The sequence below is a fragment of the Alistipes sp. ZOR0009 genome (assembly GCF_000798815.1).
GTDB lineage: Bacteria > Bacteroidota > Bacteroidia > Bacteroidales > ZOR0009 > Acetobacteroides.
The window spans coordinates 103,922-121,325 of record NZ_JTLD01000016.1 but is presented as its reverse complement, the minus strand read 5'-3'; the positions used below and the strand labels follow the sequence as shown (position 1 = coordinate 121,325).

The 17,404-nt window shown below is 37.3% G+C and carries 18 protein-coding genes; all 18 read right to left on the bottom strand.

Annotation, left to right across the window (positions count from 1 at the left end; all coding sequences use genetic code 11):
* Window positions 1-208: 208 nt before the first annotated feature.
* On the bottom strand, window positions 209-2,824 hold the full coding sequence (locus L990_RS05695; protein WP_047446360.1) for a carboxypeptidase-like regulatory domain-containing protein: 2,616 nt from the start codon (window positions 2,822-2,824) through the stop codon (window positions 209-211).
* 86 nt (window positions 2,825-2,910) lie between these two features.
* Complete coding sequence (locus L990_RS05690; protein WP_052180767.1) at window positions 2,911-3,762, bottom strand: GLPGLI family protein; 852 nt, start codon at window positions 3,760-3,762, stop codon at window positions 2,911-2,913.
* 183 nt (window positions 3,763-3,945) lie between these two features.
* A complete protein-coding gene (locus L990_RS05685; RefSeq protein ID WP_081981608.1) occupies window positions 3,946-4,785 on the bottom strand; it encodes a GLPGLI family protein in 840 nt (279 codons plus the stop codon).
* A 208-nt stretch (window positions 4,786-4,993) separates the two neighbouring features.
* Window positions 4,994-5,203, bottom strand: a complete 210-nt coding sequence (locus L990_RS05680) for a hypothetical protein (protein WP_047446357.1) — start codon at window positions 5,201-5,203, stop codon at window positions 4,994-4,996.
* Between the two features lie 307 nt (window positions 5,204-5,510).
* Window positions 5,511-5,660 (bottom strand): hypothetical protein, encoded by a 150-nt coding sequence (locus tag L990_RS19870; RefSeq protein ID WP_156121362.1) that lies wholly within the window; start codon window positions 5,658-5,660, stop codon window positions 5,511-5,513.
* Window positions 5,661-5,768: 108 nt separating this feature from the next.
* Window positions 5,769-6,089, bottom strand: coding sequence for a hypothetical protein (locus L990_RS05675; protein WP_047446355.1), 321 nt, complete (start codon window positions 6,087-6,089; stop codon window positions 5,769-5,771).
* Between the two features lie 1,059 nt (window positions 6,090-7,148).
* Window positions 7,149-7,340, bottom strand: coding sequence for a hypothetical protein (locus tag L990_RS05670; RefSeq protein ID WP_047446352.1), 192 nt, complete (start codon window positions 7,338-7,340; stop codon window positions 7,149-7,151).
* A gap of 43 nt (window positions 7,341-7,383) precedes the next feature.
* Entirely contained in the window at window positions 7,384-8,955 is a 1,572-nt protein-coding gene (locus L990_RS05665) for a vitamin K epoxide reductase family protein (RefSeq protein ID WP_047446350.1), read from the bottom strand.
* Window positions 8,956-9,027: 72 nt separating this feature from the next.
* Window positions 9,028-9,225, bottom strand: coding sequence for a hypothetical protein (locus L990_RS05660; RefSeq protein ID WP_047446348.1), 198 nt, complete (start codon window positions 9,223-9,225; stop codon window positions 9,028-9,030).
* Between the two features lie 232 nt (window positions 9,226-9,457).
* Window positions 9,458-9,625 carry a hypothetical protein gene (locus L990_RS19865; RefSeq protein WP_156121360.1) on the bottom strand — a complete coding sequence of 56 codons (168 nt, stop codon included), beginning with the start codon at window positions 9,623-9,625 and terminating at the stop codon, window positions 9,458-9,460.
* A 111-nt stretch (window positions 9,626-9,736) separates the two neighbouring features.
* Window positions 9,737-10,870: a hypothetical protein gene (locus L990_RS05655; RefSeq protein WP_047446347.1), complete on the bottom strand. Its 1,134-nt coding sequence runs from the start codon at window positions 10,868-10,870 to the stop codon at window positions 9,737-9,739.
* 166 nt (window positions 10,871-11,036) lie between these two features.
* Window positions 11,037-11,249 (bottom strand): hypothetical protein, encoded by a 213-nt coding sequence (locus L990_RS05650; RefSeq protein WP_047446345.1) that lies wholly within the window; start codon window positions 11,247-11,249, stop codon window positions 11,037-11,039.
* A gap of 183 nt (window positions 11,250-11,432) precedes the next feature.
* A complete protein-coding gene (locus L990_RS19860; protein ID WP_156121358.1) occupies window positions 11,433-11,588 on the bottom strand; it encodes a hypothetical protein in 156 nt (51 codons plus the stop codon).
* A gap of 596 nt (window positions 11,589-12,184) precedes the next feature.
* Complete coding sequence (locus L990_RS05645) at window positions 12,185-12,343, bottom strand: hypothetical protein (RefSeq protein WP_156121357.1); 159 nt, start codon at window positions 12,341-12,343, stop codon at window positions 12,185-12,187.
* Between the two features lie 399 nt (window positions 12,344-12,742).
* On the bottom strand, window positions 12,743-13,030 hold the full coding sequence (locus L990_RS05635) for a hypothetical protein (protein ID WP_047446339.1): 288 nt from the start codon (window positions 13,028-13,030) through the stop codon (window positions 12,743-12,745).
* A gap of 130 nt (window positions 13,031-13,160) precedes the next feature.
* Window positions 13,161-14,534 carry a S41 family peptidase gene (locus L990_RS05630; RefSeq protein WP_081981607.1) on the bottom strand — a complete coding sequence of 458 codons (1,374 nt, stop codon included), beginning with the start codon at window positions 14,532-14,534 and terminating at the stop codon, window positions 13,161-13,163.
* An 87-nt stretch (window positions 14,535-14,621) separates the two neighbouring features.
* The gene (locus tag L990_RS19125; RefSeq protein WP_052180765.1) at window positions 14,622-16,166 is read right to left on the bottom strand and encodes a S41 family peptidase; all 1,545 of its coding nucleotides are present in this window, start codon (window positions 16,164-16,166) and stop codon (window positions 14,622-14,624) included.
* 115 nt (window positions 16,167-16,281) lie between these two features.
* On the bottom strand, window positions 16,282-17,244 hold the full coding sequence (locus L990_RS05620; protein WP_156121356.1) for a tetratricopeptide repeat protein: 963 nt from the start codon (window positions 17,242-17,244) through the stop codon (window positions 16,282-16,284).
* Window positions 17,245-17,404: the final 160 nt, after the last annotated feature.

Below are 17,404 nucleotides of genomic sequence, written 5' to 3'. Positions count from 1 at the left end.
TTTCCGGTTCTGCAATACCCAAACCCCACTTTTACTACACGGCAGCGCGTTAACGAGTCCTTCATCCCTCTAATACCAGCACTTACCGCAAAGATAGGAGGGGTGGTTTTTTGAATGAAAGATAAACTTAGGAGAAAAGTATCTTAAAAAATGCCTCAACATTGCCCACAATCTCAATTGAAGCAAACATCAGACATCAAACAAACCCTTAAAACCTAAAAAACAGACTTACCATAACATTTCGTCCCCTTACATTGTAAGACTTGCCAACATTCGACAACCCATTGTAATAACTATAGGAATAGTTTTTTTGATCAAAAATATTGCTAGCCATTAAATTTAGCTCCCAACCTTTCTTTAAGCAGTAAGTTATGTCAACATCCGACAAAAAGAAGTTCTTCTTAACTCCTTCAGCAACTTCGTTTACGTAATGCTCTCCAATAATCCTCAGATACCAGCATTCATTTGGCGTTATTGTGTAGGTTAACTTCTGATTATAACCTTCATAAGTACTGGATATGTGCCCCAAACTAAACCTCAACCAGTTTTTATCGTAGATAATGTCGTAAGCGAGGTTACTCCAACTTCCAATGTTAGATGTAATCTTACCAGAAACAGAACAAACGCTAGAGTTGTAAGAATTTTTCACACCAAGCTGCAGCAGCGAGGCATCTGATGACGAATAGCTGGAGCGCAACGTTACCATTCCTCTTATACCTTCAACTCTTTTACTAACACTGCCATAAATAGACCACCTTCGGTTATTATTACTCTGCTTAACAATCGAGTTTACAACATACTGCCCCTCAAAACTTCTATCGAACATACGGGGAAAAGTGTTCCAACTTCGATTCGTGCCTGCATTTACAAAAAAACCTTTTAATGGAATCTTATAGGATATACTTCCACTAATACTCTTTGTATTTCCAACCGCATAATCCACGATGCCTTTTGATATATTTCGATAATCATTCAGAATAATTCCTCCATAAAAAAGCTGCTCATCGACTTTCGATTGAGAAAATTGACCACTTGCCATAAATGAGAGCCTAGGTGTAGCATAATATTTCACATACAAGTAGGGTGAAACGTTCATCTTGGTTTTCAAATTGCTATTATCCGCAAGTTTATCCCTAAAATTGTATGGCATTATCGACAAAGGACACTCTAAACTAGCCTCTACTGCAGTCCTTTTGAATTCCATCTTAGGTGTAAAGTAGATATTCAAGCAATTCATCTGCACCTTATTCTGTAAACGACCAATTGTATCAGAGATTCCAGAAAGGTTACTATTAAATTTCCTAAGCAACCCGCTAATTCCCACCTTTCCCGATATAGTAACAGGCTTTATCCCTACCGAAAACGAGGTACTTGTGTTAGTAAATAGGGCTGACGAGGTGACAGTTTGCTGCTGAGTATCCTTCCCAGATACTAACAACTCCTCATTTCTGGTCTGATATAGAGTAAACGAGTTTACCGTAAAAGCAGAATTTCCTTTTCTGCTTATTAAATCAAAGTCGTTAGACAATTGATGGTGAGGCGTTGATGCCCTTTGACGATTAGGATAAGTTCCGTCAACCCCCATCTGTGTTTCGTTCCATTTGAGGTTGACATTTAGCGTATTTTTGAGATAAAACGTAGGCGTGTTGGCTGTTAAAACCATATTGGCCATAACATTATTCTTCCGCGAAAAAGCATGCTGATCGTCTCTTACCTCAATGACCTTATCTGGAAGGTAATACATGGTATTCGAATAGCTATCGGAGGTAATACGATTGTTCGTATAGCTAACCTGCGAGGTCAAATCGTAATTCTTACCCAACGACCAAAGGTTATTGGTGCTAATAAGATGCGTTTTATTGAAAAGATAGCGGCTCTCATCGATCTCTTTTATAAAATCGGGCGACAAATCTATAAACGCGCTAAGCCTATACCCCTTATTTATGCTACCAACAATATCCTCGAAAGCTAGAGATTGCGTTTCGGTGGTAATATCGGAACCTACATTGTTTGATTTATAGGTATTCAAACTTTGATTTTTTGCCGTAAAGCGCATAGCAAGCACCTCTCCTTTCCATGTGGTAGGTTCCACACCTAAACCACCCTTTACGGTTCCTACCCAACGCGATTTGGCATCGCTTTTCAGACGTATGTTTATGGCCGGATTCTTTGAAAACGAAATATCGTTTAGCGCTTTTATGGGTTGATGATTCTCCATAACCTCCACGCTACCGACATCCTGCTGATTAATGCTGTTGGTTGCCAACCCGTAACGGCCTCCCAGCATATCTTTCCCTTCTATATAAAATCTATTTAATGAAACGCCATTGTAGGTTATTGCTCCGCTTTTGCTAACTTCAATACCCGGCATCTTTTTTAGCACATCGGCCAGCGTTTTATCCTGCGCATTAGCAAAATTCGATACCAGATAGGTCACGGTATCCCCTTTTTGGCTTATTCCCTTCGACTTAACCACCACTTCACGAATGCTGGTTGCTTGCTCAACCATCGAAATGCGATAAAATGTCTTCCCCTCCGACAATCCGACCGATTGGCTAGCATATCCCATCATCCTAAAGCTTAATTCATGGCTTTCGATGCTGCTTTTTAGTAGAAGTTCAAACCGTCCTTCCGAGGTGGTTTGCGTAAACTTCAGCACGTTACTTTTGCCTGCAGGTCGTACCGTAACAAGTACGTTGGGCAACGGCTTTCCTGTCTTGGCATCGGAAACAACCCCCTCCAACCTTAGCTCTTCGGCACATACGGTTTGCCATACCACCATCGCTAGCAGCAAAAAAGCAGTCCTAAAAATAAGTTTAACCATACATTACCATATATTTTGCATCATAAAATAAGTAGACTATCGGTGGCTTCCGAAAAATGCTACATCCTCAATAAAAATGCAAATGGCTACCTATAATCCCGCTCCATAAAATCGTACTGCTTCACCTTCCCTTTCGAAGTGGGACTAGCAGCTACCTTTATATCTAGCCCCAAAGCGGCACTGCCGTCCTCTAGCGAATTTCTCCGACCAAACAGGTAATCGCTCATCAGCCTTAAGTAGGTTATACGATCTGTTTTCTCATACTTCCTATCAGTATTGTACAAAGCAACAGGACGCAACCCCGCTTGCAGGAGCTTAACAGCCGTATAGTGATAGTGATGCTGCACATCGTACGCTTCGAGAATCAATCCGGGCAACCCTGCCAGCTTCCAAGGGCCATCGCTTACAGGAATATCTGATGCAAACCAGGCAACATAGCTACGTCCTCGATAATTACAGGTTGCCATTTGGCATTTGTAACCAAGCACTTCCCGTGTAGAGTCCTTCACCTCCCACGCTTGCGGAGTATAGTCCTCCACAATTCGATAGTAGTTCAAGGCAACATCGGTACAATATAGGCTAATGCGCCCTTTGGGGTAATTTTTATAGATGTAATCGCTTGTTGTTTTAACGCCTGGAAGCGTTGACTTATCCCCTTTGGTTAGTGCATCTATAAAGCTATTCCCAAATTTTTCTGCCCCACCGCTGGTAGCTAATAACGAGTCGCTTGTGTAGGCATGATAGCTGAAAAATTGGCTAATGCTCTTGCCAACACGAAGTATCATCAAATCTCTTCCAATATTGCTACGCGATAAGGTATCCCGAAGTGCGCTCAGCTCGTAATGACATTCCAGAACGGCAGGTTCTAAAACTTTTTCAGTTTGTGCATTGGAAGTAAAAGCTACTCCCAATAGCAAAAGAAAGACTAAAGACCTCATAACAAATAATTTTATCAAGATTTACAAACAAATATTTTACCTAACCTCATTGAACACGATCCAATTCCTTAAATATAGTGCATACATTTCAATGCTGATACTTATTTTTACTATAAAAAGAGAAATGCTTTTCGTTTAACACAGCCCAGACCTATTTAATGATGAGCAATAGTAGCACAAAACCTACAACGCATAGTCTCGCTCTATTAAATCGTAGCTTAGCGCCTTAGTATTGCTGCTACCCGACAACGAAATACCGGTTTCGGCCTCAATATATCCAGCTTTATCAAGAAGATAGCATTTTAATCCTCGTAAAAATTCACTCCTATAAGTTGCCACATATTTGCCGCCTTCTGTTGTTGGTTTGCTGAATATGATTGGTTCATTATCCACCTTCTCCACCCCCTTAATAGTAAAAGAGTAGTGCCTTCCAACATCATAAACTTCCATTATTAGCCCGGGTAACCCAGTAAATTTCCAAGGTCCATCATTTACCGGAATATCTGCAGCAAACCAAGCCTCGTAGCTCCGCCCCCTGTAGCTGCAAACAGCCTTTTGGCAGCTATAACCAAGGATGCTTTTAACGCTATCGGCCATACTCCAGCTAAACTCAGACAGCTTATCCTCATAAACAAATGCTTCTGTTGATATTCCATCTGTTACAGTCATCTTACCTTCAGGATAACCTTTATACACATACGTCTTTAAACGCTTATGGTAGTAGTTCGACGAATGAACACCCTCCGCTTCCATGCTCTTATTGAACTTATCCCAAAATGCCCGCTGGTAGTTGGGCGTTTGACAAAGCGAATCGACCTGATAGCTGTAGTAGCTATAGCACTTCGAAATATTTTTCCCAATTTGAAGTATAAGCAAATCTTTCTCGCCCTCTTTGCGGCTATTGGTATCCGTCAAATAGCAATACGTATAGGTGCAACGTAAATATGCAACATCCAACACCGCTTGCGAAACACTTTTTATTGAGATGGATAGAAATACCAAAACAGCAGCGACTCTTATCATAGCGATTACCTCTAACTACCTACATTTTTACCCCTTAAGGGCTATCCTCGTACTTGCATATAAGCCTATAGCCTATAACCAGAGAAAGAATACAGCAAACAGACAGTAGGAAACACCTCTTAAAAAAGAAAGATGCACCTACTATCTGCAATACTTAACAAGCTACAAAGATTTAGCGGTTTCACCACAGCAACCTCGTAGCATCATGCTAAAAATCTTCCCTAGTACAGGTAGCACCAGACTTGCAGCTGCTAATAAAAGCAGCCAAAGCGGCCTGATATGACTCGTACTCGCCAATCCAGCTAAAACCAGAATCGTTACAGGTGCAGGTGTACATAGCCGCACCACCTAAAATCATTTTTTGCTTCTCGCCGCTCAAAAGATGCGCGCCTAAAATGTTCGACAGCTTTTTATTCATCACTGATTACTTAATAGTTAACCTACTCTTTCCCCTTTTCGGCAGCTGGGATAGCATTACACCTTTTACGGTTCGTACTACAGTGCCAATATAAGAGGGATACCGTCCAAAATTTTGGACTGCAACCATTATATTACAACTAACGATATTTTACCGAACCATTTTGGGGAACTCTCGAAGAGGATTGGTATAAAATGTCAAATCAATCAGGTCAACGCCTCCATTGGCTCTTGCTACTAAGCTTATTCATACAATAAAGGCTGTCAGCTATAAATTTTCGTTACACCTGGCAGCCCCTACAAATAAATTAGTCTTCAATACTTCTGCATAGTCCTCTTACGCAATAGCTCCCTGGTGGACATCTGTAACCATCAACACATGCGTAACCACCATTAACCGCTTTTTGCTCCTTTTTACTGAGCATTTTTAAGCCGTTCATTTTTTTTAATGTTCTCATTTCGTGTTCGTTTTTTGTTACATGTTCGCTCATAAACATTTCAAGAAGCTAAACTCATGGCTACTTCTAAAAACTGACATTACAGCCCAAATAAGCGCCAATAGCTAGCTATAATAGCCCGCATATAGGATACACACCATGTGCATCTGGTTTCAACAGCACACACTTGCCATTAATACAGCAAGTATGAAGTCCACCACAAGGCTCATTTTCAATACAAAGTATAGGCTTAGTGTTACCTCCACCAACAATGTGCACCTGACTTACCTTATTTAAAGGTAGAATCCCCTTTAAGTCCATAATTTTCTTAACCATAAAATCTAATTTTGAAAATACGCCTACTCTTCTTCCTTTTTCGGCATCCAGGATAGCTCCGTCAAATGTTACTATGCGGACTACGCTGGCTAATATAATTCCATATCCGTCCATTATTTTGGACTGTAGTACTTTAACCAATAAATACTAGCATAATTCGACTATAAAAATTCGGACTCAGACATCCTTCTAAATATATTTTCAGCTTTTCTCTAAAACTTTTCCGCTTCCTTCAAAAATAATCTCAAGTGAAGGCTATTACGGCTAATATTTATCTAAATCTGACTATTTTGGCATAGTAAACAGGCTATACTTCCTCCTAAAAAGAAGCTAAATAGGCAAATAAATGCAAGTAGTTTTTTTTGAAAATGTAACCTCTAAAATTCAATCGGCCCACGTTTTTGTAAAAAAATGCAGCTCTCAACCTAAAAACAGCAGTATTTTTCCTCAAAAATGTAGCTCCAAACTTCAATACAGCAGTACTTTTTCTTCAATAATGTCGTTCTAAACCTAAAAAATGCAGTGTTTTTTCTAAAAACAGACGTTTTTTAGCACAAAAATCCCGTTTTGTTTGTTAAAACAGACGTTTCAAAGGTTAAAACAGCAGTTTCTTCCGTTAATGGGCGTTATACAAAGTTCAAAACAGCAGCTTCGTAGCTCAAAACAGCAGCATTTTACTCAAATACAGAAGCACAAAATTGAAAAACAAGCGTTACCACTAAAATTGCATTTCACTAAATAACAAATACATAAATCAACAAAAACACCATATTATTCTCATACGTTAAAACGCGCTCTTTGCCTCAAAAAGAGGCAAACTCGACACTAATAAAATATACCTTATTTAAAATACGCTACAAACTTTAACAGTAATAGTAATGCAGCTTACTGAAAAGCCAATACAGACCATATACCATTCACTTTACAAATAGAAACGTTAGCCATTAACCAGATAATCGTTATAAAGCAGCATATACTGCAACATAAAATCGTTTTACAGTCTTAATTACCCCCTTTAAATTGGCTTTAAAGCATAACCCGTTTGCGCAATGCAAATAATGGGTTATGCCATCTACCCAACATACATCATCTCAATACCTTTATATAAGACCATATAAAAAGCGCCAACCTTAACTAAGGCTGGCGCAAATGCTTTTGTCATAAAAAACAAATCTACTCGCAAGCAGGTAGCAGACCGCCAGGTCCTGGCTTGGTACTTACGCAGTAACCACGAGAACAGCATGTATTGGGATCATCACAGTTACCATCAATACAGCGAGGAACTCCTTTGCCACCTAAAATTTGCTGTTGCTCCTTTGCTTTTAGAACTTTTCCTTGAGCAAGCGTTTCAATTGCTTTTAGCATAGTAGTACATTTTAGTTTAAATAATATCGAAGTAGCTTGTAGCTTAACAAACAGACAGCTCCTCTACGTTTTCGGCAAGCGACTCTAGCACTACAGGCAGGTCTATCCGATCGTAATCTTTAGGGAATGACTTCCCATTTATTAGTATTTCGGGAGTAAAGCTGATATTATGGTAATCGCACCAGCCACGCTGGTTGGCTATAACCTCCAATACCTTTTCATCCTGCAGCTTTCCGTGCTTACCCTCCCACTTACCTAACGGAATGTTTAGGTAGGCATCGCTTAGCGCCTCCCTACATTTCTCCTCGCCATCCAAAAGGTATATTTCTATTAAACGAGCGCAGATTTGTGCTCCAAATCCAGCCGTATCGCGAATGTTGAAGCGGATAGTAAACTTTACGGATGCCTTTGCCCGCAGCATCTGCTCTACCATCGAGTGTACCTCCTTGCAAAATCCGCATAGCGGAGAGGTAACAATCACCACTTCCAAAGCAGAATTCCTATCTCCAAGTACTATTTCGGGACTATTAATTCTAGTATCAATAGCATTTGTGGCCTGTACAAGCGATGTGTAAACGTTCAATTTCTGCTTAAACCGCTTTGAACGTACCTTTAATTCAGAAAAATCCTGCCCTTCCTTTACCTTTCTTATCCATAAATCAATAACCAAAAATGCAGCAGCAAATAAAATAGCCAACCCAACCAGCTCCCTTCCATTGATGCTAAATAGATTGAGCGTTTCGTTGTATAAGAAGATGGACGCCCCCATTAACCATAGTGTAACAACTACCGAAAGGCATAAGGTACACCATTTCTTTACGGCTAAAAGCTGATAAAAGATGGAGTATAGCGTAAAAGGTAGTGCAACTAGCGTAAGCTGAATAATGGGTACGCTGCTAAAGCTATACAACGAGGCAAAAAACCAAGCTAGGCCCAACATTACAAAAAAACTTAGCCCAATCTGTCCAAAGGAGTATCTGCCAAACACCATAGCCCCCTTCGATTTGAGCACATCATTACAGCTAATACGCTCGCCCCCACCCGAACAAACAGCATCAACCAGCTTACCGCCCCTACCAAGCTCGTGCCTTACAATAAGGTAAGCAATAAAGCCACCCAGTAAGCATAAAACGGAGTGAACAGCAGCAAAAGCGGTTCCATTTAAGCCAATAGCGGCTGCTACAATAGCCACAATAACCGCAGGTGCAATATATCGCTGAACTTTAGAAACCGAAAAAGCCGCTTTTTGAGCATTTTCTTCCACCACTAGGACTACCCCATCCCAGACCTCTAAAAATTCGTCGTTAGTCATTTGCCCCTTACTTCCATCATCAAAAGTAACCGCCAGCTTTTTATCCTTCCGCAGCACAAGTACAAAGCGGTCGTTAACCAGATGGGCCATAAACGATGCTGGCAGCTGAGGAATAATATCTTTTTCGCGGGCAACTTCGGCGGCAATATGCTCAATAGCAAAATGATCGAGCACGGCAGTCATTGCCCGTAAAGATGGGTAGTAGGGACTGCTCTTAAATTGGTATTCCACCTCTGTCTTGTCGATCTGATACCCATTAATGCGAATATATTGGGCTAATATTTCGGATGTTCTATCTTGCATACAATAGTATATATGTTTAACTACTAAAATAAAAAGAGCACATAAGCCCAAAGGCTATGTGCTCCTACTCTTTTAAAAATCGCAGAACATGTAGTTCCCCCGCTTATCAATTTTAGGAATGCAATAGTTATTAAGGCAGCAATAACCAGCCATAAAACAAGGATTTTCCTCGTCGCAATATTGGCTATTGGTATCTCCACCTAAAATAGAAGACTGCTCCATTTTGCTTAAGCATTTAACAACCTGAATGTTTTCAATACTTTTTTTCATACAGATATACCTAAATATAACTCCTACTCATTCCCTTTTCAGAATCCGGGACAAAATGGTTCTTCCCATTTTGCATAGGCCAATATATGCGCATTGCCGTCCAATATTTTGGACGGCAACGCCTATTTTTAGGATATTTGTTAAAATAACAAGAATAATATACATTTAATAAAACGTACAATAAAACAATGTTGAGTTACTATTTTTTAAAACCCAACATTGTTTCTAAATATTAAGCCTTTTTTTTATATTCGGGAAGTGGAATACCATAACGACCACAATTGGTATAATACACATCCATTCCCCAAGAATAATCTCCTTGATAATCGCCATTAATTAAAAGTTCACCTAAAGTACCACAATATGCTTCTCTAGTTTCACCTCCAATAATTTTTCCCATTTCATCCTTGGATAACTATCTAAATGTCTTCAACATAATACAAATTTTAATTGATTATTTCCCAATTTATTTACAGACATTCGGGGTTATGTCTTTTGTATAAAAAACTTACTAAAGTATTTTCTTTATTTCATTTTCTACATTAAATATCTTGTCACCTCTTTTTATTGTATATGTAATATGCAATCCTTCAATATTAAATAATTCTTCAAGTTTGTCAAATTCCTTGCTTTGAACACTTACTCCATTTACTGCTATTATAATATCATCGAGCTTAATCTTACTATGAATAAATAATGGATGATCTAATATCGAAACAACAAGGAGACCTCCTAAATCATCGACTCTATTTCTATAGCTAACATTATCTCCAGTATAGCTAGAAACAAATCCATCTATATGTAAATTTTCTTTAAAATAAATAGCACGACCACTATAATCAACAACTATTTTAAAATTTCGTAAAAACCCACCTCCAATAATACCATCAATAGCAGTTGATGCCTCCATATTTTCATCCATTGAATAGTCAGCTATTAATCCAGAATAAGTTATTTTATTAAAAATAAATTTATCCATTTTAAACACCTTACTCACATTAAACCCATACCAACTAGCATTTTTGCCTCTCCATGTAAAATAATCCTTTTTCACTTTAACAGGAACGTGTCTAAGAAGTGTTATATTTCTTCCGCTGCCTGTGTCAATTATAAATCGCCCCGTATAAGCTGTACTGTCATTAAGTACAATTGTAGCATTAGTTATAAAACTGCCTAAAAATTGAATATGCTTTTGCCATTTGGCTTCTAACTGTATGTACCCTTGTAATACTTCGTCTCTTGAATATATATTTAATACATGCTCAGTATAATCAATTTCCACTAAATAATCTTCAAATAAATTTATTCCAACAATCCCCATATCCATAGTAGAACCTATAGTCTTGCAATCTTGAACCTTATAAAACAAAGTTTTTTTGTTAAATTCACCTATTGATATTTCTATTTCAGATTTATCTTTCAATGACATTTCCTTAACATTATTATTTTCAGCAAATTCTTTATCAATAGTAATTCCATATGCTCCAGTATCATACAATAAAGTACATTTTTGACCATTGATAAGACCTTCAACATAAATTCTATTACCAGAAAATATAAACGGAATTTTATATAAAAACTTAGCATGAACATTCATGCTACAAAAAACAACAATAACTACCAAAAATATTTTCTGTTTGTTCATTCTTAAAAATTTAGAGCAATAAACTATACCATTACAATTTTTTTGCAAGAAGTTACTCTAGCAAATGCAATAGCGTTGCCGTCCAATATTTTAGACGGCAACGCCTATTTTTAGGATATTTGTTAAAATAACAAGATAAGAAAACAGCCGAAAGCAGCCTTCCTACCTAAATTTCAACATGCATACAAATTGCAGAGCGATTTCCACAATGTCTCGGAAAATCGGCTTCTGCATCTTTGTAGCTATCATACTCTCCAATCCAATATTTATTGGAAAAATCATTGCATTCACATTTAAGAGTTACACCTCCTTTTACCATTTTTTGATCTTCCTTGCTTAGAATTTGAAGATCCACCAATGCTTGCATCTTTTTAATCATCGTTTAATTCTTATTTATTACTCCTACTCTTACCCTTTTCGGAATTTGGGGCTGCAGCAGTAGCATTAAGCAGCGCAGCAGTGCTAATATAAAAGTAGAGGTGTCCAAAATTTTGGACTCAGCACCATATTTTGTAAAAAAATAGGGCATAGCTATGCTATGCCCTATAAAAAAGGGTGGTAACTACAGATCTTTGCAATTCATTCTGCAAATTCCATCAATACAACAAGCTATAGGAGGGCATGGATATTGCTCATTGCATGCACGACCACCAGTAATTGCTTGCTGCTGAATTTTTCCCAGCATCGTAACGCCTTTAATCTCCTTTAAAGTCTTCATAACTGAGTTTTTTAATGTAATCGCATCCGATATTTTCAGGCAATCAGAATATGCCAACAGAAAAAATAGTCTTTTCCTATAAAAGTCATTCTCTGTCAAATCAAATGTACATCATCAACTGTCCAAAATTTTGGACTCTTCAAAATTTTACAAAAAAGAGACATAGCACCAAGCCATGTCTCACTTGTTTTCAAATAGGAATAAGGTGCTTAATTTAAAAATCCTCACATTTCCGACAAACACCTTTAATACAGCATCTATATATAGGACATAGATACTGCTCATTACAACCTATACCACCACTTACTAGTAATTGTTCTGCCTTACTAAGCGTTTTAACGCCATTAATACTTTTCAAAGTCTTCATAGCTGAGTTTTTTAATGTAATTGTTCCTAATATTTTCAGGCAATAAGGATTTGCCAGCAGTAAAATCTGCCTTTTTAAAATGAGACTCACTGCCAACTCAAATGTACACCATCAACCGTCCAAAATTTTAGACGGTATGCCTATACCACAATCAGCTACGATCCTTTTTAAATAGAAATATTAAAAAAAAGGGAAACTTTTAGCTTTAAAGTTTCCCTTTTCTCCTCATTTAGGGTTCCATAACCCTCACACAAATATATCCTAGCGAGCACTGGTAGCCTTTGGGGCAAGGTCCCCCCTTACAGGTATATATAACACCTCCTGTAATTGCTTTTTGATCTTCCTTCAAAAGTGTCTTTACACCTTTAATGTTCTTGATTAAGTTCATTTTGGGAAAAAGTTTAATAGGTTTTACATAGAATCGCATCTTGGCCATATACCATTTTTATCTGGACCCGAATTAATGCAATAATTATTGGTACAACATAACCCCTTAGTATTGCAAGGATTTTCTTCGTCACACCTTCTAGGAAATGGTTGTCCTCCTATAACATTTGTCTGTTCCTTTTTACTCAATATTTGAGCATCTAAAAGGTTTAAAACTTTTTTTAGCATAAGCTTTGCATAAATAAATTGCCTACTCTTTATCCTTTTCGGCATCTGGAGCAGCATGCGCTAGCAAGCTACGCTAGCAAATGTAATATCGATGCCGTCCAATATTTTGGACGCCCACTAATAATATAAAAAAAGGTCGTTCTATAAAGCCGACCTCCTTTTTAATAAAAAGTTACTGCATACAACCAGGCTCACCACCTCCAGGCAGTGGACGTTTCATTACACAAACTCCCCGATAACAGCAGTAGTTTGGATCAGAACAACCGTCTTCGGGTAGACATTTAACCCCAGAAATAGCTCCAAGAATATCTTTTTGCTCTTTTTCTGTTAAGATTTTCCCTTGTGCAAGCTTTTCAATCATTTTTAACATGGCAATTTCGTCTAAATAAAACAACACTTTTCGATTTGCTTCTTGTAAAATACAAGCTACGCAAACAAATGTAATAGCGGTGCCGTCCAATATTTTGGACTAAGATGCCATTACTAAATTATTTTGTAAATAAAGTCTAAGCACCAATTCTGTGTGCCATGAAGATGGGTAAACACCACCAAAAAATCTTTTTATCAGATTTTTATCCAAATAGCAGGAGCTAATTGTACGCCTTAACGGAAAACGCCTCCTTAAAATTGGAGTAGATATCGGGTTTTATTGGATAAAAGGTAGCATTTCCGTTAGGTCGTATAAACCTAGAAGTTGATACTTGCAAAATCAGCTTACTATTTGGGAGTAAAAACGCTTGAAAGTTCCCAAAATCTGATCCTCTTCCACCCGTATCCTCACCAACTAAAACTCCAAGCTTATTATCCTGAACAATTGCACAAAATGCGCTTGCTGTCGAAAAAGTACCGGCATTACATAAAACAAACGCCTTCTTACTAATCCCACAAATATTACTTGTACTAAGCAGAAGGCTATCTCTACAAATGCCTATTTTATTTCCCCTAATAGTTTCGACCTTCTCCATTTTCATCTCCGCACTAGCTACACTTGCTAGGTTAACCTCAACTCTATCAAAATAGCAAACCTTGTTTTTAGGTGGAAATAGCTTAAGTAAATAAGGATATAAGTTAGTCGTTCCTCCTGTATTATCACGAAGATCGAGCACAAAATACTTTACGCTATCCGATTTTATAAGCTGATAAACTCTATTTATCAGGCTTGTATCGTTAAGAGAATCAAATTTCGGATATTTAAAAATGACAGCAGAGTCCTTTTTAGAATAAAAAATTGATCCAAAGTCGCTGCGCTCTACCATAGAGCAGCTATCAAAAATATCCCTATTAGAATATGTTGATTTACTTCCAAAATATTTTGGCTGGCTAATACCCTTCAGAAAAACCTCACGACATTCTCCGTTAGGAGCTTTATACTTTACGTTGTAGTTACCTGAATATCCTGTCTTTATAAGTAAATCAAGAGATAAAGATCCACTATTAATAATATGCTCCTTATGCTTTATACTATTCCCCGAAGTTCTCTCTAACAATTTTCTATAAATAGAATCAGCATCTACTCCATTTATCTCAAGAATCTCACTCCCAGACGCTATGTGAGAATACTTTCCAACATTACTTAAAACCAATAACCTACCATCCTTAACCTCCAATTTCAACGGAAGGATTTTACTTCTCCAAAAGAAAGCACGAAAACGAGTATTGTTGTCCAAATTGACTGCTGTATGCCCATCATTCAGCATGGCTACTGCATTTTGTAGCTGCCCGCATAGGTTAAGCCTAGCTATTTTTGTATGCGGAGCAATACAATCTAACCTTTTTATAAAAGCTGCCGAATCGGCTAAAAAATATGGATTAGGATGTAGCAGGCCGATTTGCTTTTTGACAAATGCTACATCCTCCTTTACTTCTTGTGGAGCTACCTTCTTACTTAATGCGCAAGACGAGAGACCTACTATTACGATACAGCATGCTAGTAAACCAATAAAACAAAAATATTTTTTCATCATAGTTTTAAATAAAATTGAAATGTCCTCACTTAATTCTATAATGTATCTCTCTATTTTCAAAAATCATATAAGCAATACTTTCCCGGACTATCTTACTGCTTCCAGATAGCTTTTTACAAAATATACCCAATCGTCTATACGACTATAAATCTGTTTTGTATTAGGAAATGGAATTCTGACATCAGGTGCAATACCTTTGTTGTCGATAGGATTTTCAGGTAGCCGTCTCGATCGAGTCATTGGAAACCTAAGCGAATAATTTCCTGATGGAAATACAATTTGTACTGCATTCGAATAGTCAAGAACTCCTGCCGTACTCTTATCGCCAAATAGAATTACCTTTTTACTATTCTTTGCGCTCAAAATAAATTGCTCGGCCGAAGATCCATTAGTCTCCTCTATAATAATTCCTACTCGTTTTGGATAGGTGTAGATAGTATCTCGCGTAACAGCTCTATCATGCCCCATCATAGGATGCAAAACAAATCCGCCTACATTCTTATGCATTGCCTCTAGCAACGCCTTGGTTGCCTTTATACCTTCATCGCCACCGTTTATCTCTTTATTCTTTATTGCATCCTCAAATAATTTAATATTATCAGAGCACGCATACCACTCAACACCCTTCGTAAAATATGGATTGGTGTATACTAGCTTAAGCAAACTTTGGTAGTAAATATCGGAACCACCATCATTAGATCTTAAGTCGATAATAAGGTTAGGACGCGAGGTTATCTCCTTCCAATGCTTATCTACCAACTTTTCAACTGTACTATCGCCAAAAGAAGATGCTCTAAGATAAAATGTGCTATCATTTAAATAAGTCGTAAATTGAAAAATGTTACGCCCATTAGGATACTTCGGCTGATAGGTCTCCCAAAGCGCATTATCAAATTCTTTCGAGTTGGTTGCCCTAACAAAGCGAGTATCATTATGGAGTTCCAATATCTTATTATCAAATTCAAGCGATGCTTTACTTTTTGTGGGAGCATAGTTATAGTAGCTTGGGAAAAAAGTCAGCTCAAAATCGGCTATCCCTGTTGGTTCAAAGATAAAAACAAGCTGATTGGGTGCTGCATTTCTATACTTCAATGCTATTCCATAAAACTTATTCTCCTGCCTATCCTTAACTATAGCAATTTGATAGTCGAATATGCGCCAAACACCTTCGATTGTCTGCCCAGATTGAGTCTGTTGCCTTAAGCTATCGATGTTTACAGTAATATAGCGATGATTGGGAGCCGATTTCTCTTTTACCTGATTGTTATTGCTCACATTCCTTACTGACAAATGGAAATCCTTAAACCATCTCACATACTGCTGCATATAAAATTTACACGAATCGGGATAAGCTGCAATTTTTCTACGCAGCTCCTTTTCCAACATTTCAAGTTGCGGTCTGGTTTGGGGCGTTACCTTATCCCTATATCCTGGATATACAGCCTTAACCTTTGCTACAAGAAAATCAAAATCTTGAACATTGCTGTATTCTTGCGAAAATGCTGTAATTTTTGATCCAACTAAAAGGATAAGAACAACACTTATCTTTACAAAACTAGCAAACAGATTTTTTTTAAATCCCAATAACGACTTTAAAAAGTTATACAAAACAACGGCTACACCTTTTATCATAATAGTTCTTCAAAATTTATTAGCAGAAATCATCCTTATTGCAATACAACAAAATCTCAGGTATGTTAAATTACAAATTCTATGTAATCTCTGAAACTTTTAACTTCGATTGCACCTATTCAGCCTTATAATTATTTGGTAAAACAACCCCCTTCAATTTTTCCATAACCCATAATGGTGGCAAAAAGAGACTTGCCCTTCGTTTATCCAATTTTAATGGATCTTCTACCGGCATAATTTGCACGCACATCTTTGATTTTTCTTCATTCCAAGAAGAACTATAATGCGCACCATAATACGACTCGGAGTGTCCCAGTACTCTGACATAATTCTGATCAAAATAGATTGCATATTGATTTGGATGCAAATTGCCAATAATAACCTGCCTCTTTAAATAGTCGAATAGAGTATTTACATCATCCTTTTTGGATACACTTAGTGCTATATGTGCTAAGGATATATAAAAGTAGCTCCCGTAGATGTCAAAGGGAATCGATTCATCAATCAAATTAGATCTTATTAAGTTCAAAAATATCCTTGCATTAGCATCAAATCCTATTTCTGAAATTAAGGATTCACCACTACTATCTGCTAATGTCCTCATATACCCAACAAATCGATCGTTTGTGCTAATACTTTGAATATATTTTACAGATTCCTTATCAAAATTCTTAATACTCCTTGTTTTTAAATCGTTATAATTTACCTTCAACCTAGCTAGCAAAGTAGTATCTTCTATAAAATCTGTATTGTCAATTTTCTCCAATGCTGGTTTAGTAGGTAAACACAGATAACTTTTTTCCTCTAACCGAAATCCAGAGATAACCATTCGTTCTAATGTCCTATAGGCATTCTCCTTATCATTTACAGCAATATAGCATTTATACAATTCCTGCAGGTCATCAACAAATGGATGATTTTCACTAAATGCCTTTTCGTAGTACTCAATCGCTCTTTTTGTATTCCCATTTATTTTTTCAATCAGCGCTCTGTTACATGATTCGTGATACTTTGCATAATCTGCAGCCAATAAACTATTACAAATCAGTAAACATATAATCGTAACCCAAACTTTCATCTTTTTCTTTTTTTTAATGCAAATTGCAAATGATATCATAGATTGCTTCAACATCAACCTTTTCTAAGACACAGTTTGTATCAAAGAACTTCAAATCTCTTTTTTTATTTTATCAAGACCTACAGATATCCATTTCAGCATCCACTACACTACCGCAAAT

Excerpts from the sequence above, each read along its gene's own strand:
- L990_RS05695 (WP_047446360.1), bottom strand. The coding sequence starts at position 2,824 with ATGGTTAAACTTATTTTTAGGACTGCTTTTTTGCTGCTAGCGATGGTG.
- L990_RS05690 (WP_052180767.1), bottom strand. The coding sequence starts at position 3,762 with ATGAGGTCTTTAGTCTTTCTTTTGCTATTGGGAGTAGCTTTTACTTCC.
- L990_RS05685 (WP_081981608.1), bottom strand. The coding sequence starts at position 4,785 with ATGATAAGAGTCGCTGCTGTTTTGGTATTTCTATCCATCTCAATAAAA.
- L990_RS05680 (WP_047446357.1), bottom strand. The coding sequence starts at position 5,203 with ATGAATAAAAAGCTGTCGAACATTTTAGGCGCGCATCTTTTGAGCGGC.
- L990_RS19870 (WP_156121362.1), bottom strand. The coding sequence starts at position 5,660 with ATGAGAACATTAAAAAAAATGAACGGCTTAAAAATGCTCAGTAAAAAG.
- L990_RS05675 (WP_047446355.1), bottom strand. The coding sequence starts at position 6,089 with ATGGACGGATATGGAATTATATTAGCCAGCGTAGTCCGCATAGTAACA.
- L990_RS05670 (WP_047446352.1), bottom strand. The coding sequence starts at position 7,340 with ATGCTAAAAGCAATTGAAACGCTTGCTCAAGGAAAAGTTCTAAAAGCA.
- L990_RS05665 (WP_047446350.1), bottom strand. The coding sequence starts at position 8,955 with ATGCAAGATAGAACATCCGAAATATTAGCCCAATATATTCGCATTAAT.
- L990_RS05660 (WP_047446348.1), bottom strand. The coding sequence starts at position 9,225 with ATGAAAAAAAGTATTGAAAACATTCAGGTTGTTAAATGCTTAAGCAAA.
- L990_RS19865 (WP_156121360.1), bottom strand. The coding sequence starts at position 9,625 with ATGGGAAAAATTATTGGAGGTGAAACTAGAGAAGCATATTGTGGTACT.
- L990_RS05655 (WP_047446347.1), bottom strand. The coding sequence starts at position 10,870 with ATGAACAAACAGAAAATATTTTTGGTAGTTATTGTTGTTTTTTGTAGC.
- L990_RS05650 (WP_047446345.1), bottom strand. The coding sequence starts at position 11,249 with ATGATTAAAAAGATGCAAGCATTGGTGGATCTTCAAATTCTAAGCAAG.
- L990_RS19860 (WP_156121358.1), bottom strand. The coding sequence starts at position 11,588 with ATGAAGACTTTAAAGGAGATTAAAGGCGTTACGATGCTGGGAAAAATT.
- L990_RS05645 (WP_156121357.1), bottom strand. The coding sequence starts at position 12,343 with ATGAACTTAATCAAGAACATTAAAGGTGTAAAGACACTTTTGAAGGAA.
- L990_RS05630 (WP_081981607.1), bottom strand. The coding sequence starts at position 14,534 with ATGATGAAAAAATATTTTTGTTTTATTGGTTTACTAGCATGCTGTATC.
- L990_RS19125 (WP_052180765.1), bottom strand. The coding sequence starts at position 16,166 with ATGATAAAAGGTGTAGCCGTTGTTTTGTATAACTTTTTAAAGTCGTTA.
- L990_RS05620 (WP_156121356.1), bottom strand. The coding sequence starts at position 17,244 with ATGAAAGTTTGGGTTACGATTATATGTTTACTGATTTGTAATAGTTTA.